The organism is Frondihabitans sp. PAMC 28766 (assembly GCF_001577365.1).
Taxonomy (GTDB): Bacteria; Actinomycetota; Actinomycetes; order Actinomycetales; family Microbacteriaceae; genus Frondihabitans.
The window spans coordinates 1834525-1860429 of the sequence record NZ_CP014513.1 but is presented as its reverse complement, the minus strand read 5'-3'; the positions used below and the strand labels follow the sequence as shown (position 1 = coordinate 1860429).

Annotated in this window: 25 protein-coding genes, 1 pseudogene and 1 riboswitch; of the genes and pseudogenes, 10 read left to right on the top strand and 16 right to left on the bottom strand. The window is 68.2% G+C overall.

Annotation, left to right across the window (positions count from 1 at the left end):
* Positions 1–113: 113 nt before the first annotated feature.
* From AX769_RS09075 to AX769_RS09055, 5 genes are all read right to left on the bottom strand, one after another.
* The gene (locus AX769_RS09075) at positions 114–1121 is read right to left on the bottom strand and encodes an ABC transporter permease (protein ID WP_066278400.1); all 1008 of its coding nucleotides are present in this window, start codon (positions 1119–1121) and stop codon (positions 114–116) included.
* Positions 1121–2242 (bottom strand): ABC transporter ATP-binding protein, encoded by a 1122-nt coding sequence (locus AX769_RS09070; RefSeq protein WP_082763637.1) that lies wholly within the window; start codon positions 2240–2242, stop codon positions 1121–1123. Before AX769_RS09070 ends, AX769_RS09075 begins: the two co-directional genes overlap by 1 nt.
* Before the next feature lie 31 nt (positions 2243–2273).
* On the bottom strand, positions 2274–3341 hold the full coding sequence (locus tag AX769_RS09065) for an ABC transporter ATP-binding protein (RefSeq protein WP_066278397.1): 1068 nt from the start codon (positions 3339–3341) through the stop codon (positions 2274–2276).
* A 15-nt stretch (positions 3342–3356) separates the two neighbouring features.
* Positions 3357–4367, bottom strand: coding sequence for an ABC transporter permease (locus AX769_RS09060; RefSeq protein WP_066278395.1), 1011 nt, complete (start codon positions 4365–4367; stop codon positions 3357–3359).
* A 107-nt stretch (positions 4368–4474) separates the two neighbouring features.
* On the bottom strand, positions 4475–6226 hold the full coding sequence (locus AX769_RS09055) for an ABC transporter substrate-binding protein (RefSeq protein WP_066278391.1): 1752 nt from the start codon (positions 6224–6226) through the stop codon (positions 4475–4477).
* Between the two features lie 347 nt (positions 6227–6573).
* Here AX769_RS09055 and AX769_RS09050 point away from each other — a divergent pair, with 347 nt between their 5' ends.
* Both AX769_RS09050 and AX769_RS09045 read left to right on the top strand, forming a co-directional pair.
* Positions 6574–7371 carry a CPBP family intramembrane glutamic endopeptidase gene (locus AX769_RS09050; RefSeq protein WP_066278389.1) on the top strand — a complete coding sequence of 266 codons (798 nt, stop codon included), beginning with the start codon at positions 6574–6576 and terminating at the stop codon, positions 7369–7371.
* A 94-nt stretch (positions 7372–7465) separates the two neighbouring features.
* The gene (locus AX769_RS09045) at positions 7466–7945 is read left to right on the top strand and encodes a redoxin domain-containing protein (protein ID WP_066278388.1); all 480 of its coding nucleotides are present in this window, start codon (positions 7466–7468) and stop codon (positions 7943–7945) included.
* 215 nt (positions 7946–8160) lie between these two features.
* Here the strand turns inward: AX769_RS09045 and AX769_RS25965 are convergent, their stop codons facing one another.
* The 4 genes from AX769_RS25965 to gcvT are packed head-to-tail and all read right to left on the bottom strand — an operon-like array spanning position 8161 to position 12589.
* Complete coding sequence (locus AX769_RS25965; RefSeq protein WP_369824078.1) at positions 8161–8979, bottom strand: hypothetical protein; 819 nt, start codon at positions 8977–8979, stop codon at positions 8161–8163.
* Positions 8967–11075, bottom strand: a complete 2109-nt coding sequence (gene gcvP, locus AX769_RS09040; protein WP_369824077.1) for an aminomethyl-transferring glycine dehydrogenase — start codon at positions 11073–11075, stop codon at positions 8967–8969. Before gcvP ends, AX769_RS25965 begins: the two co-directional genes overlap by 13 nt.
* Positions 11072–11446, bottom strand: coding sequence for a glycine cleavage system protein GcvH (gcvH, locus tag AX769_RS09035; protein WP_066278385.1), 375 nt, complete (start codon positions 11444–11446; stop codon positions 11072–11074). The genes gcvP and gcvH overlap by 4 nt, the downstream gene beginning before the upstream one ends.
* Positions 11447–11467: 21 nt before the next feature.
* Positions 11468–12589 carry a glycine cleavage system aminomethyltransferase GcvT gene (gene gcvT / locus AX769_RS09030; protein ID WP_066278383.1) on the bottom strand — a complete coding sequence of 374 codons (1122 nt, stop codon included), beginning with the start codon at positions 12587–12589 and terminating at the stop codon, positions 11468–11470.
* Between the two features lie 155 nt (positions 12590–12744).
* Positions 12745–12839, bottom strand: a riboswitch (glycine riboswitch).
* A gap of 131 nt (positions 12840–12970) precedes the next feature.
* Here gcvT and AX769_RS09025 point away from each other — a divergent pair.
* Positions 12971–13870, top strand: a complete 900-nt coding sequence (locus AX769_RS09025) for a beta-1,6-N-acetylglucosaminyltransferase (protein WP_157887537.1) — start codon at positions 12971–12973, stop codon at positions 13868–13870.
* Between the two features lie 31 nt (positions 13871–13901).
* Here AX769_RS09025 and AX769_RS09020 read toward each other — a convergent pair whose 3' ends face one another.
* Together AX769_RS09020 and AX769_RS09015 are read right to left on the bottom strand one after the other, a co-directional pair.
* Complete coding sequence (locus AX769_RS09020; protein ID WP_082763634.1) at positions 13902–14408, bottom strand: SseB family protein; 507 nt, start codon at positions 14406–14408, stop codon at positions 13902–13904.
* Between the two features lie 148 nt (positions 14409–14556).
* Positions 14557–15735 (bottom strand): Gfo/Idh/MocA family protein, encoded by a 1179-nt coding sequence (locus tag AX769_RS09015; RefSeq protein WP_066278378.1) that lies wholly within the window; start codon positions 15733–15735, stop codon positions 14557–14559.
* Between the two features lie 211 nt (positions 15736–15946).
* Here AX769_RS09015 and AX769_RS09010 point away from each other — a divergent pair, with 211 nt between their 5' ends.
* Together AX769_RS09010 and AX769_RS09005 are read left to right on the top strand one after the other, a co-directional pair.
* Positions 15947–17020 (top strand): alkene reductase, encoded by a 1074-nt coding sequence (locus AX769_RS09010; RefSeq protein ID WP_066278375.1) that lies wholly within the window; start codon positions 15947–15949, stop codon positions 17018–17020.
* Between the two features lie 33 nt (positions 17021–17053).
* Positions 17054–17536, top strand: a complete 483-nt coding sequence (locus AX769_RS09005) for an FBP domain-containing protein (protein ID WP_066278372.1) — start codon at positions 17054–17056, stop codon at positions 17534–17536.
* A 7-nt stretch (positions 17537–17543) separates the two neighbouring features.
* On the opposite strand, the gene AX769_RS09000 is transcribed toward AX769_RS09005, so the two are convergent.
* Positions 17544–18224 (bottom strand): SDR family oxidoreductase, encoded by a 681-nt coding sequence (locus AX769_RS09000; protein ID WP_082763631.1) that lies wholly within the window; start codon positions 18222–18224, stop codon positions 17544–17546.
* Between the two features lie 165 nt (positions 18225–18389).
* Between AX769_RS09000 and AX769_RS08995 the strand changes: the two genes are divergently transcribed.
* The 3 genes from AX769_RS08995 to AX769_RS08985 are packed head-to-tail and all read left to right on the top strand — an operon-like array spanning position 18390 to position 21398.
* Positions 18390–19574 (top strand): DUF2092 domain-containing protein, encoded by a 1185-nt coding sequence (locus tag AX769_RS08995; RefSeq protein WP_066278371.1) that lies wholly within the window; start codon positions 18390–18392, stop codon positions 19572–19574.
* Entirely contained in the window at positions 19571–20560 is a 990-nt protein-coding gene (locus AX769_RS08990; RefSeq protein ID WP_066278369.1) for an ABC transporter ATP-binding protein, read from the top strand. Before AX769_RS08995 ends, AX769_RS08990 begins: the two co-directional genes overlap by 4 nt.
* A complete protein-coding gene (locus AX769_RS08985; RefSeq protein ID WP_066278366.1) occupies positions 20547–21398 on the top strand; it encodes an ABC transporter permease in 852 nt (283 codons plus the stop codon). Before AX769_RS08990 ends, AX769_RS08985 begins: the two co-directional genes overlap by 14 nt.
* 24 nt (positions 21399–21422) lie before the next feature.
* Here AX769_RS08985 and deoC read toward each other — a convergent pair whose 3' ends face one another.
* Both deoC and AX769_RS08975 read right to left on the bottom strand, forming a co-directional pair.
* On the bottom strand, positions 21423–22142 hold the full coding sequence (gene deoC, locus AX769_RS08980) for a deoxyribose-phosphate aldolase (RefSeq protein WP_066278365.1): 720 nt from the start codon (positions 22140–22142) through the stop codon (positions 21423–21425).
* Positions 22139–22387 (bottom strand): glutaredoxin domain-containing protein, encoded by a 249-nt coding sequence (locus AX769_RS08975; RefSeq protein WP_066278362.1) that lies wholly within the window; start codon positions 22385–22387, stop codon positions 22139–22141. The genes deoC and AX769_RS08975 overlap by 4 nt, the downstream gene beginning before the upstream one ends.
* Before the next feature lie 135 nt (positions 22388–22522).
* Between AX769_RS08975 and AX769_RS08970 the strand changes: the two genes are divergently transcribed.
* Together AX769_RS08970 and AX769_RS08965 are read left to right on the top strand one after the other, a co-directional pair.
* Entirely contained in the window at positions 22523–23308 is a 786-nt protein-coding gene (locus tag AX769_RS08970) for a hypothetical protein (RefSeq protein ID WP_157887535.1), read from the top strand.
* A 161-nt stretch (positions 23309–23469) separates the two neighbouring features.
* Positions 23470–24315 (top strand): NAD(P)-dependent oxidoreductase, encoded by an 846-nt coding sequence (locus AX769_RS08965; protein WP_066278357.1) that lies wholly within the window; start codon positions 23470–23472, stop codon positions 24313–24315.
* Here AX769_RS08965 and AX769_RS25140 read toward each other — a convergent pair.
* Entirely contained in the window at positions 24312–24494 is a 183-nt protein-coding gene (locus AX769_RS25140; RefSeq protein ID WP_369824113.1) for a hypothetical protein, read from the bottom strand. The genes AX769_RS08965 and AX769_RS25140 overlap by 4 nt on opposite strands.
* Before the next feature lie 33 nt (positions 24495–24527).
* Positions 24528–25894 (bottom strand): annotated as a pseudogene (locus AX769_RS08960) (ABC-F family ATP-binding cassette domain-containing protein); the annotation flags it as partial.
* Between the last annotated feature and the right edge of the window lie 11 nt (positions 25895–25905).

The window sequence follows — 25905 nt, the reverse complement described above, 5'->3', positions numbered from 1 at the left end:
CTGAAAGAGTCTACCTTCCCTCGGGTGAACAGCCGGTTGCGTGCGCTCAGGGCGTACGAAAAGGCCCCGCGAGCTGCGCTCGCGGGGCCTTCACGGGGTCGGGCGGGGCCCGCTCAGTTCATCCGGCGCGGGTCGAGCGCGTCGCGCAGACCGTCGCCGAACAGGTTGAACGCCATGACCGAGATGAAGATCGCCACACCCGGCAGGATCAGGTACATCGGGTCAATCTGGTAGTAGTTTCCGGCATCCGACAGCATCTGGCCCCACGAGGTCGTGGGCGGCTGCACGCCGACGCCGAGGAACGACAGACCTGCCTCGCCGAGCATGTTGTTCGGGATGGTCAGGGTCGTGTAGACGAGGATCGGGCCGATCAGGTTCGGGGCGATCTCTCGCGCCATGATCCAGCCGTTCGAGGCGCCGAGGCTCTTGGCCGCGTCGACGAACTCCTTCTCGCGCAGCGACAGCACCTGCCCGCGGACGATGCGGCCGATGTACGGCCAGCCGAAGAAGCCCAGCACGAAGATGATGACGCCGGCGCGAAGCACCTCGGAGCTCGAGATGAGCGCGATGACCGTGATCAGCGAGATCGAGAGCAGCAGCGTCGGGAAGGACAGCAGGACGTCCATGATGCGCGAGATGACGACGTCGGCGAAGCCGCGGTAGTAGCCGGCGATGAGACCGAGCGAGACTCCGAAGACGAGCGAGACGACGGTCGCCAGCGAGCCGATCAGCAGCGAGGTGCGCGCACCCTGCATCAGCAGCGTCAGGATGTCCTGCCCGAGGACGGGAGTCACACCGAACCAGTGCTTGGCCGAGACGCCGCCGAGCGAGCCGAGCGGCATCGACGTCAGCGGGTCGAGCAGGCTGCCCGAGCCGGTGTTGTGCTGCGTGAGGTAGCTGGTGCCGTAGAGCGAGCCGAGCTGGTCGGCGAAGATCGCGATCAGGACGATCAGGACGATGATGATGCCGGCGACCATCGCCACTTTGTCTTTGCGGAGGCGACGCCACGCGATCGCGTACAGCGAACGACCGACGATCGACGGCTCTTTGCCGCTCTGCGTGTCGAGCTGGTTCTGGTCGCTCTCGGCGACGACCTGCAGCTCTCCCGGTGTGAGTGACATCAGCGGATCTCCCCGACGGTCGGTGCGGACGGGCCCGTGACGACGGAGCCGGTCTTGATGAACTCCTTGGAACCGCGCGACGAGGGGTAGTGGCAGTAGACCTCGTGGCCCGGCGCCTTCTCTTCGAGCACGGGCTGGACGGTCGAGCAGTGCGTGCGCTGCTCGTCGGTCAGCTCTTCGCGGAACTTCTGGCAGCGGGTGTGGAAGACGCAGCCGGTGGGCGGGTTGGCCGGGCTGGGGAGGTCGCCCTTCAGCAGGATCCGCTCGCGACGCGACTCGGCACGCGGGTCGGGCACCGGCACGGCCGACATGAGAGCGTGCGTGTAGGGGTGCAGCGGGTCGGAGTAGAGCGTGTCGCGATCGGTGATCTCCATGACCTTGCCGAGGTACATGACCGCGACGCGGTCGGCGATGTGGCGCACGACCGAGAGGTCGTGGGCGATGAAGATGTAAGCGACCCCGAACTCGTTCTGGAGGTCTTCGAGCAGGTTGACCACCTGGGCCTGCACCGACACGTCGAGGGCCGAGACCGGTTCGTCGCAGACGATCAGCTTCGGGTCGAGGGCCAGTGCGCGGGCGATACCGATTCGCTGACGCTGGCCGCCCGAGAACTCGTGCGGGTAGCGGTTGAAGTGCTCGGGGTTGAGCCCGACGCGCTCCATGATGCTCTGCACCTCGGCCTTGATGCCGTGGTCGGTCTTCGTGTGCTGGATCTTGAACGGGGCGCCGATGATCGTGCCGACCGTGTGCCGCGGGTTCAGCGACGAGAACGGGTCTTGGAAGATCATCTGGATCTCGCTGCGCAGCGGACGCATCTGGCGCGGGCTCAGCCCGGCGATCTCTCGACCGTCGAACTCGATCCGGCCGGCGGTGGGCTCGATCAGCTTCGACACCAGCCGCCCCGTGGTCGACTTGCCGCAGCCGGACTCGCCCACGATTCCGAGGGTCTCGCCCTTCGACACGGTGAAGCTGACGCCGTCGACCGCCTTGATGGGGTTGCCTCGTCGCCCGAGGAGGCCCGCGGCCCCGCCCTGGAAGTGCTTCGTGATGCCGTCGACGACGAGCAGCGGGTCACCCGTGGGTGCCGGCTTGGCCGTCGGGGCTTCGGTCACTGAACTCATAGGAAGCTGGTTCTCTTTCGGTGTGGCCTGATCAGAGGGTGGGGAAGATCTCGTTCGCGAAGATCTCCACGCGCTGTTCGTGGGGGATGTGGCACCTGACCTCGTGCTGGTTCGACGACTCCAGCAGGTTCGGGTGCTCGGTGAAGCACTTGTTCTCGCCCACGCGATCCGAGAACGGGCAGCGCGCGTTGAAGACGCAGCCCTTCGGCACGTTGATGAGCGACGGCGGCTGGCCGGGGATCGGCGTGAGCCGACCCTCGCGGACGCGGTCCACGCGCGGCATCGACCGCAGGAGGCCCCAGGTGTAGGGCATCTCGGGGTTGTAGAAGAGCTCTTCGACGGGTGCCTTCTCGACGCACTGGCCGCCGTACATCACGAGCACCTTGTCGCAGGTCTCGGCGACGACGCCGAGGTCGTGCGTGATGATGATGACGGCGGAGTCGAGCTCGTCGTGCAGCTCTTTGATGAGCTCGAGGACCTGCGCCTGCACCGTCACGTCGAGCGCCGTGGTCGGCTCGTCGGCGATCAGCAGTTTCGGCTTGCAGATGAGCGCCATGGCGATCATCGCGCGCTGTCGCATACCACCCGAGAACTGGTGCGGGTAGTCGTCGTAGCGGTTCTCCGGGTTCGGGATGCCCACCTTCGCCAGCATCCGCACCGTCTCGGCACGGGCCTCCTTCTTGGAGACCTTGTTGTGCACGAGGTACGCCTCGCCGATCTGCGAGCCCACCGAGTAGAACGGGTGGAGAGCCGAGAGGGGATCCTGGAAGATCATCGCCATCTCGCTGCCGCGGAGCTCGCGGACCTCGTCTTCGGTCGCCCCGATGAGTTCTTTGCCGTCGAGGTAGATCTTGCCCGACAGGCGCGCGTTGCTGTTCTTGTGAAGGCCGAGGATCGCCTGGCTGGTCACCGACTTGCCCGAGCCCGATTCGCCGACGATGCCGAGGATCTCGCCGCGGCGCAATTCGAACGAGAGGCCGTCGACGCTCTTGACGACGCCGTCGTCGGTGGGGAAGTGCACCTTGAGGTCTTCGACCCGGAGGAAGGCGTCGGAGGTGGCCGGGGTCTGCGCCTCGGTGGTGGGGAGTGTTGTAGACATGCTTCCTTCCGGCGCTTAGACGGTGACTCGCGGGTCGATCACGGCATACAGGATGTCGACCAGGAAGTTCGCGATGACGAGAGCCAGTGCGGCAACGATCGTAACGCCCTCGATCACGGGAAGGTCGAGAGTCTGGATGGCGCTGATCGAGAGGTAACCGAGCCCTCGTAGGTTGAAGACGGTCTCGGTGATGACCGTCGTGCCGACCAGGGTGCCCACGTCGATGCCGAAGATCGTGACGATGGGAGTCAGGGCAGCACGGAGACCGTGCTTGATGACGACCGTGCGCCGTGGCAGGCCCTTCGCCCGCGCCGTGCGGATGTAGTCCTCGCCCATCGTCTCCATCATGTTCGACCGGGTGAGCCGGGCGTAGAGGGCGGCGAAGAGGAAGGCGAGGGCGACCCAGGGCAGGATCATGCTCTTGAACCACTGGAGGGGATCTTGCGTGATCGGCGCGTACGCGACGTTCGGCAACCAGCCGAGCGTGTACTCGAAGACCAACAACAGCAGTGGGCCCGTGAAGAAGATCGGCAGCGAGACGGCGGCCAGCGAGCCGGTCATGCCGACGCGGTCGACGATCGAACCGGGCTTGAGGGCCGAGAAGGTGCCGACCGTCACGCCGCCGACGAGCCACAGGACGGCCGCGCCGACGAGGAGGCTGATGCTGACCGGAGCGGCCTGCAGCAGCATCGACCCCACGAGGTCGTTCTGCTTGAACGAGTAGCCGAAGCAGGGGGCCGGGCAGTGGATCGGGGTCGACACACCGTCGGTGATGGTCTGGCCGAACATGATGCCGGAGATGTAGTGCCAGTACTGCTCGGGGACCGGGAGGTCGAACCCGAAGCGGTGCTCGAGAGCGAGCAACTGGGGGGAGCCGGGTTTGAACGGCACCTTGCCGATGTAGTAATACACCGGGTTCGTGTGCGAGAGGGTCGGCGCGATCTGGAAGATCAGGAACGTGACGAGGCTCACGACGAAGAGGACGACGATGGCGCCGATGAGGCGGTACAGGATGAAGCGAATCATGGTGTGTGGTCGCAGCGTGGGCCGCCTGGACTGTTATGCCCAGGCGGCCCCCGCCGCAGAACCCTTCCTATCGAGTGATCCGAAGGATACTAAGAACGATCTTCAGATCAGCCGCCGACACCCACGTTGACGAAGTCGTAGATGCCGAACGCCAGGGCGTTGTCGGACGTCACGTTCGTCATGCGCGTGCTGCGCCAGTAGAGGTTCTTGCCCCACAGGAGCGGGAGGTTCTGAGCCGAGGCCATGATGGCCTTGTTCAGCTTCTCACCCGTGGCCTGGGTCGACGCAGCCGCCGTGTTGTCCAGGATCGAGTTGACCGTCGAGTCGTTCAGGCTGCCGTAGTTGCTGTTACCGGTCGGCAGGATGGACGCACCGTTGGCGATGTTGTTGTAGAAGCCGTAGTAGGTCGGGAAGTCCGCACCCCATCCGGCGTTGATGATGCCGAGGCCGGCCGACTTCACGTGGGCCGGCGAGCCGACGAACGTGGCGTAGTAGCTGGAAGCGGCATCGGTCGCGGCGGTGATCTTGATGCCGACGCGCGCGAGAGCGGTCTGCTCGGCCTGGAAGATCTTCGGGCCGGTCTCGGACGGAGTCGCGTAGGTGAACTTCGTCGAGAAACCGTTCGGCTGACCGCACTTGGTCAGCGCCTCTTTGGCCTTGGTCAGGTCACCCGTGTTGCCCGAACCCGAGGGATAAGGGTTGTAGCTGGGGTTGTAACCGGGAACGCCGGGGGGCGTGAACGAACCGGCGATCGTGCCGGCAGCTGCTCCGCCGTAAGCCTGCTGGATCGCAGCCTTGTTCGTGGCGTAGAAGATGGCCTGGCGGCAGTACTGATTCGGCACGACCGAAGCGGGAATGACGAAGTAGTCGGTGTTGTCACCGGCAGGGTCGTCCGTCTGTACCTTGAGCTTCGGGTTGGAGAGAGCCTGAGCCTGGAGGGTCGTACCGATGCGCGTGTCGGCCTTGGCGTCGAACGCCCCGGACTTCAGCTTCGAGTCGATGTCGTTCGGGTCACTGTCGATGGTGAGTGTCACCTCGTTGACCAGCGGCTTACGGATCTTGTCCGTCGACTGCTTCCAGTACTTGTTGCGCGTGAACGTGACCGACTTGTTCTGCGTGTAGTCGGAGAAGACGTACGGGCCGGACGAGACCGGGTCCTTGCCGTAGGTGGCGCCGGTGTAGCTGGCGCCGTTCTCGGTCTTGTAGGGCACGGGGGCCGTGGTGGGCAGCGCCATCAGGTAGTCGAAGTCGGCGAACGACTTGTTCAGGTGGAACGTGATGGTGTTGCTCGTGGTCGAGATGACCGAGTCGGGCAGGTCGCCCGACTTGTACGGGCCGGCGTAGGAAGCCGGAGCGTTGATCAGACCGGTGAAGTAGAACGTCGGGCCGCCGTTGATGACGTCGCTCGCGAAGAGGCGCTCGGTGGCGTACTTGATGTCCTGCGTGGTGATGGTCTTGCCGTTGGAGTACTTCAGGCCCGACTGCAGCGTGTACGTCCAGGTCTTGAAGTCGTCGGACGACTTGCCGAGGCCCGTGGCCATGTCAGGAGCGAGCTCGAACTTGGTGCCGTTGACCTTCTTGTAGCCGACCAGGGTGCGGCTGAACAGGCGCTGCATGTTCCAGCACCAGCCGTAGTAGGTACGGGCCGGGTCCCACGAGTCGCAGTCGCTGGCGGCGCCGAGCTTCAGCGTGCCCCCGGCCTTGGTCGAGGGGTTGTAGACGGCGTTGACGGCTGCGTTGAACGACGGGTTGGACGACGAGGTGTTGCTCGTGCCACCTCCGCTCGAACAACCCGCGAGCGCAAGCGCCGCGGAGGCTGCGACAGCGATGAGCGCAAACCTTTTAGTTCTGAGTCGCATCGAGAGATGCCCCTTCTGTGCTGTGTATGGGACGTCGACCACCTCAGGCGGTGCAATGCGACCTGATCGGTGTGGCCAACCGATCTGCGTCACCGCACCAGTCGGCGCGGCTGCTCGCAGTCGATATGAAGACACTAAGTAAACCGTCGCCAAACGCCAAACCCCGGGAGAAAGCGTTACGTCTCGGAAACACGGAATGCGGATTCATTGCGGCCCAATCACGAATTTACCGCGAAATCGGTCGTGCGCGCACGATTCGTGCGTGTGAGGGCGAAAGTGACCCTCGCTCGTGGGCTCCGCGCGGCCGAGCACGGTCTCCTATCATTGCCTCGACACTGGAGGATCATTTGCTCGCTCACCCCGTCGCCGAACCGTTGCCGTCGGGTGTCTCGACCGGTCGCATCCGCGCCGAGATCCTGATCGTCCTCGGTCTCTCCCTCGGTGCGAGCGCGGTCTACTCGCTGGTGCAGATCCTCGATCTGCTCACACGGTCGACGCCCCTGTCGAACCAGACGGCTCAGCTCAACACGTCACTCGACAGCCGCGAGCTGTTCGACTTCGTCTACCAGGTGCTCGAGAACGGCTTCGACATCGTGCCCGTGGCCCTCGTCGCCTACCTGCTCTGGAAGACGGCCAGACCGCACCTGGGTCGGCTCGGCGTCGACTTCTCGAACGTCGGTCGCGACGCGCTCTGGGGCGCGGGGCTCGCTCTCGCGATCGGGATCCCGGGCCTCGCCCTGTACTTCGCCGGCCGGGCCATCGGGATCACCGTCGACGTCGTGCCCACGAACCTCGCAGCCCACTGGTGGACGGTGCCCGTGCTGCTGTTCTCGGCGCTCCGCTCGGGCGTCACCGAGGAGGTCATCGTGGTCGCGTATCTCTTCGCGCGCCTGAAAGACCTGAAGTGGGGCGTGTGGCCGATCCTGCTGTCCGCCGCCCTGCTGCGGGGCACGTACCACCTCTACCAGGGCTTCGGGGCCTTCATCGGCAACGCCGTGATGGGCATCGTCTTCGGCTGGCTCTACATGCGCTTCGGCCGCATCCTGCCCCTCGTGATCGCGCACTTCTTCATGGACGCCGCCGTGTTCGTCGGTTACCCCTGGGCTGCCGCCGCCTTCCCGCAGTTCTTCGGCGCGACGCACTGACGCCGGGAAGCGGGTACCCCCAGTTCGGGCCACATCAGCAGAATCCGAGCCCACGCCCGGCGCCAGTCGAGACTTCCGCACGTACGGTTGGACGATGAGCATCCCGGACATCGGCGACACCGCGCCCGACTTCACGCTGCCGGGCGTGCGCCTCGTCGACGGCGAGACGCGGCGACAGGAGTTCACGCTCTCGAGGCGCCCGGGCAACGCGGTCGTTCTCGTGTTCTATCCGGCCGACGAGTCGACCGTCTGCACGGCGCAGCTCTGCAGCTACCAGGAGGAGCTCTCCGGCTTCGCCGACCTCGGCGCTGAAGTCTGGGGCATCAGCCGCCAGAGTCTCGACAGCCACGAGAACTTCGCGCGCCACCACGGCCTCAGCTTCGCGCTGCTCAGCGACGTCGACAGCCGCGTCATCCGCGACTACGGCATCGCCCTGCCGGGTGTGGGCCTCCGTCGCAGCGTCTTCGTGATCGACGCCGGTGGCGTGGTGCGCTGGAAGCACGTCGCCCTCCTCGGCGCGCGCTTTCAGAAGGCCTCGGTCATCCAGGACGCCCTGACGGACGTCTTGGCGTAAGGGGACGATCGTCTCGGAGACGTGAGATCCAAGGCGGAGGAGCCCGGCTATGGCGGAGCCATGCCGGGCGACGACAACGCCGGAGATCGCGTCCCCGAGGCGATCGTCAGGGGACGATCGTCTCGGAGGCGTGAGATCCAAGGCGGAGGAGCCCGGCTATGGCGGAGCCATGCCGGGCGACGACAACGCCGGAGATCGCGTCCCCGAGGCGATCGTCAGGCGAATGCTTCGACGGGGGGGCAGGCGCAGAACAGGTTGCGGTCGCCGTAGGCCTGGTCGATGCGACGCACCGGCGGCCAGTACTTCGACCGCACGAGCGAGCGCAGCGGATAGACGGCCTCCTCGCGCGTGTACGCGGCCTGCCACTCCCCCGCTATGACCGACTCGGCCGTGTGCGGAGCCCCACGCAGCGGCGACTCGTCGGCGCTCCACTCGCCGGCTCCGACGCGGTCGGCCTCGGCCTTGATCGCGATCATGGCGTCGACGAAGCGGTCGATCTCGGCGAGGTCTTCGCTCTCGGTCGGCTCGACCATGAGGGTGCCGGCGACGGGGAACGACATCGTCGGGGCGTGGAAGCCGTAGTCGATGAGGCGCTTGGCCACGTCGTCGACGGTGACACCCGTCGCGTCGCGCAGGGGCCGAAGGTCGAGGATGCACTCGTGCGCCACGAGACCGTCTTCGCCGGAGTAGAGCACCGGGTAGTGCTCGCGGAGCCGCGCCGCGACGTAGTTGGCCGCCAGGACGGCCGCACCGGTGGCATCCGTCAGCCCCGTGGTGCCCATCATGCGGACGTAGGCCCACGAGATCGGCAGGATGCTGGGCGACCCGTAGGGCGCGGCGCTCACAGGCACTCCGGCATGAGCCAGGCGCGAGCCCCCATCTTGCACGGCCCCCGTGCGCCGGTCGGCCTGCTGAGCCAGCGGGTGCCCGGGCAGGAAGGGCGCCAGGTGCGCCTTCGCCGCGACGGGGCCCACGCCGGGGCCACCGCCGCCGTGCGGGATGCAGAACGTCTTGTGGAGGTTCAGGTGCGACACGTCGCCCCGAACTCGCCGAAGCGCGCGAACCCGAGAAGAGCGTTGAGGTTGGCGCCGTCGACGTAGACCTGGCCTCCGGCCTCGTGCACCGCCTCGGTGATCGAGCGGATGTCGTGCTCGTAGACGCCGTGCGTCGACGGGTAGGTGACCATGAGCGCGGCGAGGTCGTCGACGTGCTCGGACACCTTGACACGCAGGTCGTCGAGATCGACGTTGCCCTGCTCGTCGCAGGCGACCACGACGACGCGGAGGCCCGCCAGGACGGCGCTCGCCGCGTTCGTGCCGTGGGCCGACTGCGGGATGAGGCAGACGGTGCGGCCCTCGTCACCGTTCGAGAGATGATATCCGCGGATCGCGAGGAGCCCCGCGAGCTCGCCCTGGCTGCCGGCGTTCGGTTGCAGCGAGACCGTGTCGTAGCCGGTGACCTCGGCCAGCCAGCCCTCGAGCTGGCCGATCAGCTCGAGGTAGCCCCGGGCGTCGGCGGCCGGTGCGAACGGGTGGATGTTCGCGAACTCCGGCCACGTCACGGCCGCCATCTCGGTCGCGGCATTCAGCTTCATCGTGCACGATCCGAGCGGGATCATGCCGCGATCGAGTGCGTAGTCCTTGTCGGCCAGGTGCTTGAGGTAGCGCATCATGCTCGTCTCCGAGCGGTGTGTGCGGAAGACCGGGTGGGTGAGGAAGTCGCTGGTGCGCTCGAGCGCCGACGGGATGGGAGACGACGAGCCGGTGGGCACGGCGAAGCCGAGCAGTTCGCCCAGCACGTCGAGGTCGTCTCGGGTCGTGGTCTCGTCGGTCGAGATCGACACGGTGCCGGCGTCGACCTCGAGCAGGAGGTAGCCGCGCTCGTGAGCCGCAGCGACGATCTCCGAGGCTCGCCCCGGCACCGTCAGCGTCACGGTGTCGAAGAAGGCGTCGGCGCCCGTGGCGAGACCGGCCGCAGCCGCACCGGCGGCGAGGTCGACGGCGTGCTGGTGCGTCCGCCTCGCGATGTGGGTGAGGCCCCACGGCCCGTGATAGACCGCGTACATCGACGCCATGACGGCGAGCAGCACCTGGGCCGTGCAGATGTTCGAGGTGGCCTTCTCGCGGCGGATGTGCTGCTCGCGCGTCTGCAGGCTGAGGCGGTAGGCGGGGTTTCCCGTGGCATCCTGCGACACCCCGACCAGGCGGCCCGGCAATTGGCGCTCGAGGCCGGTGCGCACGGCCATGTAGCCCGCGTGCGGGCCGCCGAAGCCCATGGGTACGCCGAAGCGCTGGCTCGTGCCGACGGCGACGTCGGCCCCGAACTCGCCGGGCGCCGCCAGCAGCGTGAGAGCGAGGAGGTCGGCGGCGACGACCGCCAGGCCGCCCTGGAGGTGGCTCTGGTCGACGAGGGGCGCAGGATCCCAGACCGCCCCCGACGCTCCCGGGTACTGCACGAACACGCCGAAGCTGTCGGGCAGCGACTGTGCATCGGTCTCGCGCAGCGGCACCTCGACGAGCTCGATGCCGACGGCCCGAGCCCGACCGGCGAGCAGAGCCTTGGTCTGCGGCAGGGCATCGGAGTCGACCACGAAGCGATTGCTCTTCGACTTCGAGGCACGGCGGGCGAGCAGCATGCCCTCGACCACCGCCGTCGACTCGTCGAGCATCGACGCGTTCGCCGTCGTCAGCCCGGTCAGCTCGGCGACCATCGTCTGGAAGTTGATGAGGGCCTCGAGGCGGCCCTGCGAGATCTCGGGCTGGTACGGCGTGTAGGCGGTGTACCAGCTGGGGTTCTCGAGCACGTTGCGCTGGATCACGCTAGGGGTGACCGTGCCGTAGTAGCCGAGGCCGATGAACGAGCGGTTGACCGTGTTGCGGTTCGCCAGCTGTCGCAGCTCGGCGAGGGTCTCCTGCTCGCCGATCGGCTCGGGCAGGGCGCTCGACTCGAGAGCTCTGGCGTGGATGCTGTCGGGCACGGCCTTCTCGACGAGGGCCGCGACGCTTTCGAGGCCCAGCACGTCGAGCATGGCGCGCTGGTCGTCGGGAGTCGTTCCGATGTGACGATCGGCGAAGCCGGTGGCGGCCTGGCCCTGGATCAGCCCCGAGCCGGTGGTGACGTCGGCGCTCATTCGGCGGTCAGCGCGACGTACTCGTCACGGGAGAGAAGGGCCGGCAGGTCGCCCGACAGCGTGATCTTGACGAGCCAGCCGTCGCCGAACGGCGAGGAGTTGACGAGGTCGGGGCTGTCGACCACCTGGTCGTTGATCTCGAGCACGGTGCCGAGCACCGGGGCGAACAGCTCGCCGACCGACTTGGTCGACTCGATCTCGCCGACCACCTTGCCCTGCTCGACGTCCGTCCCGACAGCGGGCAGGTCGACGTAGACGACGTCGCCGAGCTTGTCGGCGGCGTAGTCGGTGATGCCGACGGTGGCGGTGTCGCCGTCGATCAGGAGCCACTCGTGCTCGGCGGTGTACTTCAGGCTGGTGAGATCAGTCACGGGATGTGCCTTTCGAGAGGGCTAGGAGCGCTTGTAGAAGGGGAGGGCGACGACGGTCGCGGGGATGGCGGTGCCGCGGACGTCGACGGTGAGAGTCGTGCCGACGGCTGCGAGGGCAGGATCGACGTACGCCATCGCGACCGGGTGGCCGAGCGTCGGTGAGAGCGCACCGCTCGTCACCGTGCCGACGACGCCGCCGGCCTCGTCGAGCACGGGGTAGTCGGCGCGGGCGGCGCGGCGGCCCTCGAGGGCGAGGCCGACGAGGACGCGGGCGCCCTCGGCGGGCTCGACGGCGTCGCGCCCGACGAACTCGGTCTTGCTCGCATCGACCACGCGCCCGAGACCGGCCTGAGCCGGCTTGGTGTCGAGCCCGAGCTCGTGACCGTAGAGGGGCATGCCGGCCTCGAGGCGCAGGGTATCGCGGCTCGCGAGACCCGCGGGCACGACGCCGCGCGGGGCTCCGGCCTCGGCGAGGGCCTGCCACAGTGCCGGCGCCGTGTCGGTGTCGAGATAGAGCTCGAAACCGTCCTCGCCGGTGTAGCCGGTGCGCGCGATGAGCACGGGGGCGTCGTCGAAGGTGCCCTGCAGCACGCGGTAGTAGCGCAGCTCGGCGAGCGGCGCGTCAGGCTGGAGACGGTCGCTCGTGATCAGCTCGTCGAGCACGCCCGCGGCCTCCGGGCCCTGGATCGCAATGAGCGCCGTGTCGTCGCTCTCGTCGTCGACTGTGACGTCGAAGCCGTGCGCGCGCTGCGCCAGCGCAGCGAATGCCGCGTCCCGGTTGCCGGCGTTCGCGACCACGAGGAAGTCGTGGTCGTCGAGCCGGTAGACCACGAGATCGTCGATGATGCCGCCCGCGGGCGACAGGAGGAGGGAGTACTTGGCACGCCCGACGGCGATGGTCGAGAGGGTGCCGGCCAGCGCGTTGTCGAGGAAGCGCCCCGCATCCTGCCCGACGACCGCGATCTCGGCCATGTGCGACAGGTCGAAGAGGCCGGCGGCGGTGCGAACCGCGTGGTGCTCTTGCAGGTCGGACGAATAGCGGACGGGCATCTGCCAGCCGGCGAAGTCGGTGAAGCTGGCACCGGCCTGCACATGGACATCGTGCAGGGGGCTGAAGCGGGGTTCGACGGTGTCGTCAGACAATCGTGGCTCCGAAGGGATCGAGGGCAGTCGACCGCTGACTGCGGTCGGTCTCCCCCTCTGTCATAGGCCTGAGAGCTTCACCGGCGCCCGAACGGGCAGCCGACTTTCACCGTGGGCGAGAGGCGCACAGTGCTGCCTCTGCTTTTCAGAGTGGCCGACACGACGCGGTACGTCTACCTGAGAGATTGGCGGGGAAGCTTGCTCCTTCGGTGGCCGACCCGGGGGTCGTGCGCTCTCCCGCGTTGTGTTCGTGGCCCGATATGCAGTTGTAGTGGTGCAGCCGATTGTGCGACGCCAGCCTAGCAAGCCGACGTTTCGAGCGCGTGTCGGCCCTCGTTCTGGTGAGGAGTGCCGGCCGTGTTCGGCCTGTACATTTGCGGCATGGCTCCCGATGCGGCATCTCCCGAACTCGCCTGCGTCGTCCTGGCCCACAACGATCCGCAGCAGGTCCATCGCCTGATCGAGGCGCTCGACCCCTTCCCGATCCTCCTTCATGTCGACGCCCGGGCGAGCGACGAGATGTTCGCGGCGATCACGGCTGGTCTGCCGCCCCGCGTCGGCGTTCTCGAACGTCGACGGACGGCCTGGGCGACCTGGGGCGCGGTGGAGGCCGAGATCGAGGGGTACCGCGCAGCTCTGGCGCGGCCCGGCATCACGCACATCGCCCTGATCTCGGGCGCCGACTACCCGATCACGTCGATCGCCGAGATCCGAAGCCTCCTGCAGGATCACCGCGACGACTCGTTCGTCGTCTCGGCGAAGCTGCCGTACTCGCAGTGGGGGCGCACCGGCGGCTTCGACCGGCTTCGGTACCGGCACTGGGCCTTGGGCAAGCGGATGCTGCGCATCCCGATCCCCCGTCGCCTGCCGCGCGACGTCGTCTTCGCGGGCGGGTCGTCGTCGAAGATCCTCTCTGTCGAACACGCTCGGGCCGTCGTCGACGCGCATGACGAGCACCCCGAGCTGGTGCGCTTCTGGCGCCGCACCTGGTCGTCCGACGAGACCTTCGTCGATTCGATCCTCAACACCCCGCGCTTCACGCCGGGGTGGGAGGGTCACCACATCAACGCGCACCTGTGGTGGATCGACTGGGCAGGGCCGCGGAAGAAAAGCCCGCCGTGGATCGAGACCGACGTGCTCGACAGGATCCTGCGCCGCCGGTTCGACGACGACCAGGAGTTCGCCCACATCTTCGCCCGCAAGTTCTCGACGGCGGCGAGCACGCCCGTGCTGGATCGCCTCGACGCCGAGTACGGGCTGCGGGCGGCTGCGCGGGCCTGATGCCGATGGCCACCCCGCCCGCTGATACCGCTTAGAAGTGCGGGATGGCCGACGGGTCGACCTTGGTCGATGCCGGCGGTGCGTCGTCCGAGTCGGGCTGGTCGCCGGCGATCTGCGCCGCCTCCATGGCCGCGAGCATGCCGCGGACGTCGTTGGCGAGCTGCTGAACTCCCTCCGGCAGCATCTCGAACCCCTCGCTGTTGCCCGGGTTGACCACGACGCCGGTCTCGGTCGGGATCGCTTGCACGAACTCGGCGGCGGGCAGTTGCACGGCGAACTTCGCGACGTCGGCGACCTGCTCGGGGATGCGGTCGATGTGCGTGAAGATCGCCAACATGGGCGTGCCCTCGCGGTCGAACAGCACCGGCTGCAGCTCGTTCATGTCGTCGCCGACCTCGGTGGCGGTCGGCACGACGACCAGCGAGTTCACGAACTGGGCGATGACCTCGTTCATGTCGGCCTCGCCGGACTGCCCCTTGAGGATGGCGGCCTCGAGCGGAGTCGGCTCGCGGGCCTCGGTCTCTTCAGCAGAAGTCATCCCGCCAGCCTGCCCGTCGAACCTCCGTAAGCGCTCAATCCCCTCGGCGTTTCGGGGTACCTCCCTCGCCGCCCATCCACCGGAAACCGTGCGTGCACGGTGTCCGGCGCCGAACGCGGTGTCCCACGGGAGGGGACGGCGGCGGGCGTCAAGCGCGCGCCGCGGCACCCACCTCGTGCCACGCGCCGTCGCCGGCCGACGCCTCGGCGGCCTCGACGACCCGCGCGGCGGCGAGGGCGTCGGCGACCGACGGCGCGACCTGCTCGCCCGTCACGACGGAGGTGAGGAACTGGTACGCCTCGATCGTCTTGAGGTCGTCGAAGCTCATCGAGATGCCGGGGCCCGGCTGGAAGTGCGCGTAGTCGCCGTCGCCGGGGCCCGCCAGAACGGTGGTGTAGCCGTGCACGTCGCCGTCGATGCCGAGCGCCACCTGCAGCTCGTTCATCGCCGCGAAGCTCCACTTGAGCGAACCCGTCGTACCGAACACCTCGATCGAGTAGTCGGAGCGCGGGCCGACGGCGACGCGGCTGGCCTCGAAGAAGCCGACCGCCTTCGATCCTCGGAACCGCGCGAGGAGGGAGGCGTAGTCCTCGTTCTCGACGATGCGCTTCGGGTCGTCGGCCGAGGCCTTCTGGTGGCCGACGGTCGCGTGCTGCGGCACCGGGCGCTCGTCGATGACGGTCTGCGTGAGGGCGGTCACCGACGAGATGTGCGCGACGAGCTGCGACGCGAGATCGATGCCGTGGCTGAGCAGGTCGCCGAGCACGCCGGATCCTGCCCGCCCCCGCTCGTAGCGCCAGGTGAAGGCACCCAGCGGGTCGGCGGAGTAGTCGGCGAGCAGCGACACCTTGACGTTGGTGACCTCGCCCAGAGCACCGTCGGCGATGAGGCGCTTGGCCTTCTGTATCGCGGGCGCCTGGCGGTACGAGAAGCCGACGCCGGTCACGAGTCCTGCCGCCGCAGCAGCATCGACGATGTCCTGAGTCTCCGCGGCGTTGCGCCCGGTCGGCTTCTCGATCCAAAACGGCTTGCCCGCTTCGGCTGCGGCGAGAGCGAACTCGCGGTGCAAGAAGTTGGGCGCGCAGATCGACACGACGTCGACCTCTGGGTGGCTGAGCACCTCGTGGAAGTCGAGGGTCGAGCGCTCGTAGCCGAGCACGTCGACCGCGTAGTCGGCGTTCGCCTCGAGGGCGTCGGCGGCGATCACGAGCCGGGGCCGGAAGCCGGCCTCGGGATAGGCGTAGCGGATCGACTGGTACGCCTTCGAGTGCAGGCGGCCCATCCAGCCGACGCTGATCAGACCGATGCCGATGGTCTTCTTGGTCACGGGGTGTTCTCCTTCGAACGCTTCTGGCACAGCCCGATGAGTGCGGCTCGACCAACACGATAATCGTTTGTCCTGACATATGTCGAATCAGTCAGCAGAGAAGCCCTCTGCCGAAGCCTCTGCCGAGAGGCGCCTGCAAGCGGGAATGCGCTCGGACAGGCACGGTTGAACAAGTGGCGTCGCGTTCGGCGGCGGCCTCGAAAGGACTCCCGTGGATCTCTTCTCCTCGTTCACCCTCGGCGACATCGAACTCGCCAACCGCATCGTGATGGCTCCGCTCACCCGCACTCGCTCGGGCGAGTCGGGCGTGCCGAACGACCTGAACGTCGAGCATTACGCGCAGCGTGCGTCATCCGGCCTGATCATCACCGAGGGCACCTACCCGAGCGCCGAGTCGCGATCGTACATGGGCCAGCCCGGCATCGTCACGGACGAGCAGGAAGCCGGCTGGAAGCGCGTCGCCGACGCCGTCCACGCTCGCGGCGGCAAGCTCGTCATGCAGGTCATGAACGGCGGCCGCGTGTCGCACACCGACATCACCGGCACCGACCGCATCGTCGGACCGAGCGCCATCGCCGTCAGCGGCGAGGTGCACGTCCCCACGGGCAAGAAGCCCTTCCCCGTGCCGCACGAGTTGACCGTCGCCGACCTCGAAACCGTGCGCCGAGAATTCGTCGACGCCTCGGTCCGCGCCGTCCGCGCCGGCCTCGACGGGGTCGAGCTGCACTCCGCCAACGGCTACCTGCTGCACCAGTTCCTCGCCCCCGCGTCGAACCAGCGCACCGACGAGTTCGGCGGCAGCCCGGAGAACCGCATCCGCTTCGTCGTCTCCGTCGTCGAGGCCGTGGCCGAAGCCATCGGCGCAGGACGCGTCGGCATCAGGATCTCACCGTCACACAACATTCAGGACGCCCTCGAAACCGACCCCGACGAGACGCGCGCGACCTACCAGGGCCTCGTCAGGGCGATCTCGCCGCTCGGCCTGTCGTTCGTCAGCATCCTGCACTCCGACCCGGAGGGCGAGTTCGTGCAGAGCCTCCGCACGGCCTTCGACGGCGGCTTCATCGTCAACAGCGGATTCAGCCGCATGACGACGCGCGACGAGGCGATCGAGCTGATCGACGGCGACTTCGCCGATGCCGTCGCTGTCGGCCGGGCCATCATCGCCAACCCCGACCTCGTCGAGCGCTGGGAGGCCGACGCCCCCGAGAACGAGCTCGACCCGGCGTCGCTGTACGGCACGACGGCCGCCGGCTACAACGACTACCCCCGGCTGCGCGCCTGAACGCGTGAGGTGCGGCCTGGCTAGGCTTGTCGCGTGAAGCCGCTGACCGAAGAGGACATCCGCTCGTCCTTCGTGAACGCCCAGCCGGGCGACCTCGAGCGCCTGCCGATCCCGGGGCTCCACGAGATGCTGTGGGACGAGCGCGAGTTCCTCGGCTGGCGCGACAGCCAGGCTCACCTGCGCGGCTACATCGTGCACTGGATGGACGGCAAGCCGACGGGCCTCATCGTCCGCACCTCGTCGACGGCCCTCCGGCCCGGCATCGCGGCGATGTGCTCGCTGTGCCATTCGCCTCAGCCCGCCACCCAGGTGCGCCTGTTCACGGCGCCGAAGGCGGGCGAAGCAGGCCTCAACGGCAATACGATCGGCACCTACATCTGCGAAGACCTGGCGTGCTCGATCCTGATCCGCGTCGCACCGCCGCACCTCAACCCGCCGGAGCGCATCGCCGAGCGGGCCGCGGGGCTGCTGGCGCGGGTGCAGAACTTCACCGCCGACGTGCTGAAGACGGCGTAGCTTCCGCTCAGAAGGCCCTGCTGGGCAGGTCTTTCTCGTCGTGCTCGATCGCCTCGACTATCCGTGCTGCCACGACGTCCGGGTCGAGCGCCGGGCCGAACTTCGGCGCCGTCCCGGCCAGGGGGTGCGTCGAGAGCTCGGTGCCGGTATGTCCGGGCCGGGCGTCGAGAAGGCGAATGCCGCTGCGCCGGTACTCCCGCGAAGCCGCGGCGACGAACGCGGCCAGTGCGGCCTTCGACGCCGAATAAGCGGCGAGACCGACGGTGGGCGATTCGGCCACGACTCCGCTGATCGTCACCACGAACGGCGAACGCCCCTGGGTCGCCGACGCGGCCAGCGCCGGGAAGGCAGACCGCAGGATCCGGATGGGCCCCGTCGCATTCGCCTCGAACAGCTCGTCGAGCACGTCGTCGCCCAGCGAGGCGGCGTCGCCGAACGCCACGACACCGGCCGCCACGACCACGCCGTCGAGTCGTCCGTGGGCGGCGAGCGCTGCGGCGACGAGCGACGGGCCGCCGTCTCGAGTGCGGATGTCGGCCAGGTAGGCACCGGGCCCTGTGAGGTGCTCGGCGCTGCGGCCGCCCCGCACCACCGTCGCACCCGCCGCCGCGAGCGCCGCTGCGATCCGCGAGCCGAGCCCGCCCGACGCGCCCACCACCAGCACCACGGCACCCTCGAGCTCGCTCATGCCCGGAGCCTACGCACGCCCCGTTCGGAATGGCGCCCATGGCGCGGGGGCGAAAGAGCGCAGGATTCGGGGCGGCTCGCAGATTGCGGAGGTAGCGTTCCGGCCTGGACCACTGCCCTGCCCCGGGTGTGCATTGTCGAAGAGCAATTGAGAGAGCCGTTACCCATGAACAAGTCTCGCCTCCGCTGGATCCCCGCGATCGCGGTCCCCGCCATCGTCATCGCGGGCGCTGTCGCCGTGCCGCAGATGGCCAACGCCGACGCCAAGCTGCCCGCGAAGTCGGCCCTCGGCATCGTGTCGCTCGCGCAGAAGAGCGCAGGCACGTCGTTCTCCGGCACGGTCACCGAGACCGCGAACCTCGGCCTGCCCGACATCTCGTCGTCGGCCTTCGGCGGCGGCGGCAGCGGCTCGTCGGCATCGGACACCCTGTCGCAGTTGACCGGCAGCCACACCGCCAAGGTCTTCGTCAGCGGCGAGTCGCAGTCGAGGGTGCAGCTGATCTCGAACCTTCAAGAGACTGATGTCATCCGCAACGGCCAGACCCTGTGGACGTACGACTCGAAGACGAACGCCGTCACGCACGTGACTCTGCCGTCGGAGTCATCGCTCCCCCGCCACGCGACGCCGCAGTCGGGCGCCACGACGAGCCCCACAGCCGGCGCCATGCCGACCCCGGCCGACATCGCCTCGCAGGTGCTCTCCAACGTGAAGAAATACACGACGGTGTCGACGACGGACAACGCCAAGGTCGCCGGTCGCACCGCCTACGGCATCACCCTCACCCCGAAAGACTCGTCGACCCTGGTGGGCCACGTGACCCTCGACGTGGACTCCGCCACCGGCGTGCCGCTGCGGGCCGTCATCACCGCGAAGGGCCAGAAGGCCGCGGCCCTCTCGGTGGCCTTCTCGAAGATCGACTTCTCGACACCCTCCGCCTCGACGTTCGCCTTCACCCCGCCCAAGGGCGCCAAGGTCAAAAACGTCACCGTCCCCACGCACGACTCGTCGCGCGCAGTCCACCCCGGCGTCGAGACTCAGAGCGGCGCAGCTTCTTCGGCCGAAAAGAAGGCGAAAGCCGAGGCCCTCGAGGCGAAATACGAGCCGAGCGTCATCGGCTCCGGCTGGTCGACGATCGTCGGCCTGACCCTCTCGCCCGCCACCGCGAAGCAGACCGAGGGCACCGGCGACGGCAGCTCGTCGAAGCTGCTCGACGAGGTGCTGACCCCGGTCAGCGGTGGTCGCGTGCTGCAGACCTCGCTCGTGTCGGTGTTCATCACCGACAGCGGTCGCGCGTACGTCGGCGCGGTCAGCGCGAAGACGCTCGAAGCGGCAGTCGCCTCGCAGAAGTGAGCCTCGACTCATCGGTCGGCGTCGGTCTCGCGACCGGCGCCGACCTCGCCATCGAGACGACGGCGCTGACGAAACGCTTCTCGCGCCAGCTCGCCGTCGACTCGCTCGACCTGAAGGTTCCGCGCGGCAGCGTGTTCGGCTTCCTCGGCCCCAACGGCTCGGGCAAGACCACCACGATCCGCATGCTGCTGGGCCTCATCCAGGCGACGAGCGGTGAGGTCAGGATGCTGGACGGGAGGATGCCGAGTGCCCTCCGCTCCGAACTCCCGCGAGTCGGCGCTCTCGTCGAAGGCCCGGCGTTCTACCCGTTCCTCTCCGGCCGGGCGAACCTGCACCGTCTCGACACGGCCGATCGAGGCGCCCCGGGGGCGACCCGCTCCCAGCGCGTCGACGCCGCGCTCGACCGCGTCGGGCTGTCGCACGCCGCCGACAAGAAGGCGCACGCCTACTCGCTCGGCATGAAGCAGCGCCTCGGCATCGCCAACGCACTCTTGATGCCGCGCGACCTCCTCATCCTCGACGAGCCGAGCAACGGCCTCGACCCGCAGGGCACCCGCGAGGTCCGGATGCTGATCGGGTCGCTGGCAGAGGAGGGCACGACGATCTTCGTCTCCAGCCACCTCCTCAGCGAGATCGAGCAGATGTGCTCGCACGTGGCCGTCATGAGCGCCGGGCGACTCGTCACCCAGGGGCCGCTGGCCGAGCTGCGAGCCCAGGGCGTGCAGCGCGTCACCGTCACGACCCCGGATGTGAGCTCGGCGCGACAGGTGCTGGCGCGGCTGGCCCTCGATCCTGTGCTCTGGGGCCCGGCCGACGAGCCGAGCGGGGTCACGGCCGAAGTGCCCGCCGACGGCCCGCTGGCCGAAAGCATCAACGCGGCCCTCGTCGACGCGGACGTGCGCGTGCGCGGCTTCCAGGTGGCCGGCGCGAGCCTGGAAGACCGTTTTGTCGACCTGACCGGGGAGGGCTTCGATGTCGCAGGCTGATGTGTCCACCCGCCGGGGGTTCGGCCTCGGTATCGCGCTGCTCGGCTCCGAGATCCGCGTCCTCTTCCGTCGCACCCGCACCATCGCGATGCTGGGCGCACTGGCGGCCATCCCGATCCTCTTGGCCATCGCCGTCAAGGTGACGACCGGCGGCGACTCGGGCCGCGGCCCCGCCTTCCTCGGCGACATCACGCAGAACGGCCTGTTCGTCTCGCTGACGGCGCTGACCGTCGCGATCCCGCTCTTCCTGCCTCTGACCGTCGGCGTCGTCGCGGGCGACACGATCGCCGGCGAAGCCGGGCTCGGCACGCTGCGGTATCTGCTCGTCGCGCCGGCCGGCCGCATCCGTCTCCTGCTCGTCAAGTACCTCGGCGCAGCGCTGTTCTGCCTCGCCGGCACTCTCACGATCGTCGTCTTCGGCGCGATCATCGGCGCCCTGCTCTTCCCCGTCGGCCCCGTCACCCTGCTGTCGGGGCAGACCGTCGGCTTCGCCGACTACGCGGGGCGGATGCTGATGATGGCGCTGTACGTCACCATGTCGCTGCTCGGCCTGAGCGCGATCGGGCTGTTCATCTCGACGCTCACGAGCGTGCCCGTCGGCGCGATGGCCGCGACGATCGTGCTGTCGACGGTGGCGCAGATCCTCGGCGCGCTGCCGCAACTGGCCTTCCTCGAGCCGTTCCTGTTCACGAACTACTGGCTCGGCTTCGGCGACTTCTTGCGCGACCCGATCTCGTGGGACAACTTCCAGGCCAACGCGGTGCTGCAGGCGGGCTACGTGGTCGTCTTCGGCTTCTTGGCCTACGGCCGGTTCGCGACGAAGGACATCCTCAGCTGACGCCTGGCCTCGCATGGCCCGCGATCAGTAGCCGGCTGAAGCCGTAGGCGCCACGGCGGTATCGGCGCCGAGGAGAGCGCGCGAGCCGGAGACTCCGAGCCGAGTCGCACCGGCCGCCATCATGCGACGCGCGTCGTCGAGCGTGCGCACGCCACCGGAGGCCTTGACCCCGAGGGCGTCGCCGACGGTCTCGCGCATCAGACGCACCGCGTGCTCGGTGGCGCCGCCCGCGGGGTGGAAGCCTGTGGACGTCTTCACGAAGTCGGCACCGGCTGCGACTGCGGCGCGGCAGGCTCCGACGATCTCGTCGTCGTCGAGCACCGCCGACTCGATGATCACCTTGAGCAGTGTGGGGTGCGGGATCGCGGCGCGGACGGCCGCGATGTCGGCCTCGACACGATCGAACTCCTTGGCCTTGGCCGCGCCCACGTCGATCACCATGTCGACCTCGTCGGCCCCGAGAGCGACCGACTCCGCGGCCTCGGCGGCCTTGACGAGCGAGGTGTGCTTGCCGCTCGGGAACCCGCACACGACGGCGATCGTGAGGCCCGAACCCGCGGGGATCTCGAGCGGGAGCATCGACGGCGAGACGCACACCGAGTACGTGCCGAGGTCGACGGCCTCCGCGACGAGGGCCTCGACGTCGGCGTCGGTCGCCTCGGGCTTGAGCAGCGTGTGGTCGATGATGGCGGCGATCTCGGTCGGCGACGCGGGCGACGCGGAAGCGGAGGGCGACACGCTCACAGCTTCGCGGCCAGCTCGGCGTCGGTCGGCTCGACCAGGTGGCTGCCGTCGGGGAAGACGATGACGGGGATCTGCGTGCGTCCGCTGACCGCGTAGGCGCGATCGGCGCCGTCCTCGGTGGCCTCGAGGTCGACGTAGTCGTAGGCGACGCCCTGCTTGTCGAGCAGCGCCTTCGACCGGCGGCAGTCGCCGCACCAGGCGGCGCCGAACATGAGGATGCGGTCGGGTGCGGTGTCTGCGCTCATGCGTCAATCGTACGCGTCGGGCCCGCGCGAGCAGCCTGGGCTATGGTCGACCCGGGGGATTCTTCTGAGCTGTATCGGGTGATCCTCTGTTGCGTCGATGAGGACATCGACATCGTTCGAGCGAAAGAAGAAATCGTGAAGTTCCGCGTCGCCACCGTCGTGATCGCCTCCGCCGGCATCCTGCTGGCCGCCACCGCCTGCTCGTCGGGCGGCTCGTCGAACGGGGGCGCGTCCGCTCCCGCCAAGACGACCGCAGCCGCAGCCAAGACGTATACGGCGAGCGATCTCCCGACGATCCTCACGACCGCTGAGAAGAAGGTCGGCCTCTCGGGCAAGATCCTCGACAACGCCCAGGTGCAGGCGAGCGAGAAGCAGGCGCAGACGAGCGGCGGGGTCCAGGCGCTGCTCAGCCAGAAGGGCGTCACGATCACGCCGGCCAGCTGCGCCACGATCCTCAAGAACAACCTCAGCCAGACGCCGCCCGCCGACAGCGTCAACGCCGGCCTCACCTACGGCTCGAACCTGGTCCTGCTCTCGACCATCTCGGGCAAGAAGCTGCCGACCACCTACACGACGGGTGCCGCGGCCCAGTCCGACAAGGCTCTCTCCGAGTGCGGCTCGATGAAGATCAGTCTCACCGAGAGCGGCCAGACGGTCAGCATCCCTCTCACGCTCAAGAAGATCAGTGTCTCGACCGATGCCGACCAGACGCGCGCAATCGAAGAGACCATCACCGTGCCCTCCGCCACCGGCGGCGCCGGCAAGCCGGTCTCCGTCGAGATCATCAGCGCCATCGCCGGCAACCTCGCGATCACCGCAGAAGGCTCGTCGACCGCGACGACCGCCGCGTCGACCCCCTCCGCGTCGCCCACCGTGCCGCTGACCGACGTCATCAACGCTGTGGTCGCCGCCGCCAAGTAGCGACTCCCAGCACACAGAACGGCCGAGCCCCGCGGGGCCCGGTCGTTCTGCCGTCTCAGGCGATCAGATCCACCGACCGCGACGCAGGATCACAAGAGCGAGACCGGTCCTTGCACACCTGGTTGACTGGAGGCATCCCCCTGATCGTTCGAAGGAGAACCATGAAGATCGCACTCACCGGTGGCAGCGGAAAGCTCGGCCGGAGCGTCGTGAAGCGGCTGGTCGACGACGGCCACGACGTCACCAACTTCGACCAGTTCGGCACGCGCGGCCCGGGCTATCTCAAGGTGGACCTGACCGACTACGGGCAGGTGGTCGACGCGATCCTGGGCCTCGACGAGCGCGTCGGCACGTTCGACGCGATCGTGCACCTCGGCGCCATCCCGGCACCCGGGATCCTGCCCGACGTGGCCACCTTCCACAACAACATCCTGTCGACCTACAACGTCTTCCAGGCCGCGCGCCGGGCCGGCATCAAGAAGATCGTCTACGCGTCGAGCGAGACCGTCCTCGGCCTGCCGTTCGACATCGACCCGCCGTACATCCCCGTCGACGAGGAGTATCCGGCGCGGCCGGAGAGCACTTACTCGCTGGTGAAGCACCTCGAAGAGACGATGGCGAAAGAGCTCGTGCGCTGGGACCCGACGCTGTCGATCACCGGCTTCCGCTTCTCCAACGTGATGAACCCGGACGACTACACCGAGTTCCCCTCGTTCGACTCGGATGCGACGAAGCGCAAGTGGAACCTCTGGGGCTACATCGACGGCCGTGACGGCGCCCAGGCCGTAGCGCTCGCGCTCGAGAAGGCGCAGCCGGGCTTCGAGGCCATGATCATCGCAGCGGCCGACACCGTCATGAGCCGGCCGAGCGCCGAACTGGCCGCCGAGGTCTTCCCGAACGTCGAGCTCAAGCGCGAGGTGTCGGGCACCGAGACGCTGCTCTCGATCGACAAGGCGCGCCGTCTGCTCGGCTACGACCCGCAGCACTCCTGGCGCCACGAGGCCTAGGCGGCAGAGAGGTCCAGACCGGTCGCGGCGAACGACAGCTTCTTCGTCGCGACCTTGTCGGCGAAGAAGCGGTCGTGGCTGACCACGACGACGGCGCCGGGGAAGTGCGCGAGCGCCCGCTCCATCACCTGCGTGCTCGGCAGGTCGAGGTGGTTCGTCGGCTCGTCGAGCAGCAGCACCGATGCGCCCGACAGGAGGCACTGCGCCATCGCGACGCGAGCGCGCTGGCCCCCGAGAGCGTGCCGATGCGCTTCTGCAGGTCGGCCTCCGAGAATTGGAACATCGCCAGAAACCGAGCCACCGACTTCTTCGTCGCCGTCAGCGCGAGGCTGTCGGGCATCGCGTTCACCGCGTGGGTGACCGTGTCGGTGTCGTCGAGCTCGTCGAGGGTGCGGTTGTACGAGACCACCTTCACTCCACCCGCCCACGCGGCCTCGCCCTGATCAGGCTTCTCCGAGCCGTCCAGGATCCGCAGCAGCGTCGATTTTCCCGAGCCGTTCGAGCCCAGCACGACGATGCGGTCGCCTCGGCGGATCTCGAGGGTCAGGTCGTCGAACAGCGTGCGCGAGCCGTACGACTTGCCGAGCCCCGAGATCCTGGCCAGCACGTCTTTGACGTGGAGCCCCGAGTAGATCTCGGTGATGATCTGGTCGACGGGCCGCGGTGAGCGCTCTTTCTTGATCTTGGCGAGCTTCTTGTCGAGGGGGTTGCCCTGCTTCGCGGCCTTCGCGGCCTCGCGCCGGTCGGCGATGCCCTCGGCCTCGAAGGCCAGCAGCTCGTTCTCGTGCACGAACTGCGCCTCGAGGGTCTTCAGCCGGAACTGCTTCTGCACGATGTACTCCGAGAAATTGCCCGGGTATTCGTGCAGGTGGAAGTTCTCGACCTCGACGATGCGGGTGGCCGTCGCGTCGACGAACGCCCTGTCGTGCGACACCACGATCGCCGCGCCCTTGAAGTCGCGGAACCAGCTCTCGAGCCACTCGACACCCGCCACGTCGAGGAAGTTGGTGGGCTCGTCGAGCAGCAGCACGTCGGGGTCCTGCAGCAGGATCTTCGCCAGGGCCGCGCGGTTTCGCCAGCCGCCCGAGAGGTCGTCGATGGCTGCGCTGCGGTGCTCGTCGGAGAAGCCCAGGATCGTGAGAGCCGTGTCGATGCGCCGCGGGTACTCCCAGCCGTCACGGTGGTCCATCGTCTCGAAGAGGTCGGACTGCCGCTCGAGCAGGCGCATCATCTCGTCGTCGGAAGGGCCGTCGGCGATCTGCAGACCCAGGTCTTCCAGCTCCTTCTCGATGGCGCGGATGTCGTCGAAGAGCCCCTCGAGCACCTCGACCACGGTCTGCGTGCCGTCGAGCTCGGAGAACTGCGAGAAATAGCCGATCGTGAGGCCGTCGTCGACCGTGACGGTGCCCTCGTCGGGCTGCACCTGCCCGAGGATCAGCCTCAGCAGGGTGGTCTTGCCGGTGCCGTTGCGCCCGATCAGCCCGACGCGATCCTGCGCCTCCAGCCGGAAGAACGTCTCGCGGAGGATCTGGGTGTTGTCGTGGCGGACGGTGACGTCGTTCAGGCGGATGAGGCTCATGCGCTCAGTCT

What these genes read in the sequence shown, in the direction of transcription:
- AX769_RS09075 (WP_066278400.1), bottom strand. Translation starts at nt 1,121, where the DNA reads ATGTCACTCACACCGGGAGAGCTGCAGGTCGTCGCCGAGAGCGACCAG.
- AX769_RS09070 (WP_082763637.1), bottom strand. Translation starts at nt 2,242, where the DNA reads ATGAGTTCAGTGACCGAAGCCCCGACGGCCAAGCCGGCACCCACGGGT.
- AX769_RS09065 (WP_066278397.1), bottom strand. Translation starts at nt 3,341, where the DNA reads ATGTCTACAACACTCCCCACCACCGAGGCGCAGACCCCGGCCACCTCC.
- AX769_RS09060 (WP_066278395.1), bottom strand. Translation starts at nt 4,367, where the DNA reads ATGATTCGCTTCATCCTGTACCGCCTCATCGGCGCCATCGTCGTCCTC.
- AX769_RS09055 (WP_066278391.1), bottom strand. Translation starts at nt 6,226, where the DNA reads ATGCGACTCAGAACTAAAAGGTTTGCGCTCATCGCTGTCGCAGCCTCC.
- AX769_RS09045 (WP_066278388.1), top strand. Translation starts at nt 7,466, where the DNA reads ATGAGCATCCCGGACATCGGCGACACCGCGCCCGACTTCACGCTGCCG.
- gcvP (WP_369824077.1), bottom strand. Translation starts at nt 11,075, where the DNA reads ATGAGCGCCGACGTCACCACCGGCTCGGGGCTGATCCAGGGCCAGGCC.
- AX769_RS09025 (WP_157887537.1), top strand. Translation starts at nt 12,971, where the DNA reads ATGGCTCCCGATGCGGCATCTCCCGAACTCGCCTGCGTCGTCCTGGCC.
- AX769_RS09020 (WP_082763634.1), bottom strand. Translation starts at nt 14,408, where the DNA reads ATGACTTCTGCTGAAGAGACCGAGGCCCGCGAGCCGACTCCGCTCGAG.
- AX769_RS09000 (WP_082763631.1), bottom strand. Translation starts at nt 18,224, where the DNA reads ATGAGCGAGCTCGAGGGTGCCGTGGTGCTGGTGGTGGGCGCGTCGGGC.
- AX769_RS08995 (WP_066278371.1), top strand. Translation starts at nt 18,390, where the DNA reads ATGAACAAGTCTCGCCTCCGCTGGATCCCCGCGATCGCGGTCCCCGCC.
- AX769_RS08985 (WP_066278366.1), top strand. Translation starts at nt 20,547, where the DNA reads ATGTCGCAGGCTGATGTGTCCACCCGCCGGGGGTTCGGCCTCGGTATC.
- AX769_RS08975 (WP_066278362.1), bottom strand. Translation starts at nt 22,387, where the DNA reads ATGAGCGCAGACACCGCACCCGACCGCATCCTCATGTTCGGCGCCGCC.
- AX769_RS08965 (WP_066278357.1), top strand. Translation starts at nt 23,470, where the DNA reads ATGAAGATCGCACTCACCGGTGGCAGCGGAAAGCTCGGCCGGAGCGTC.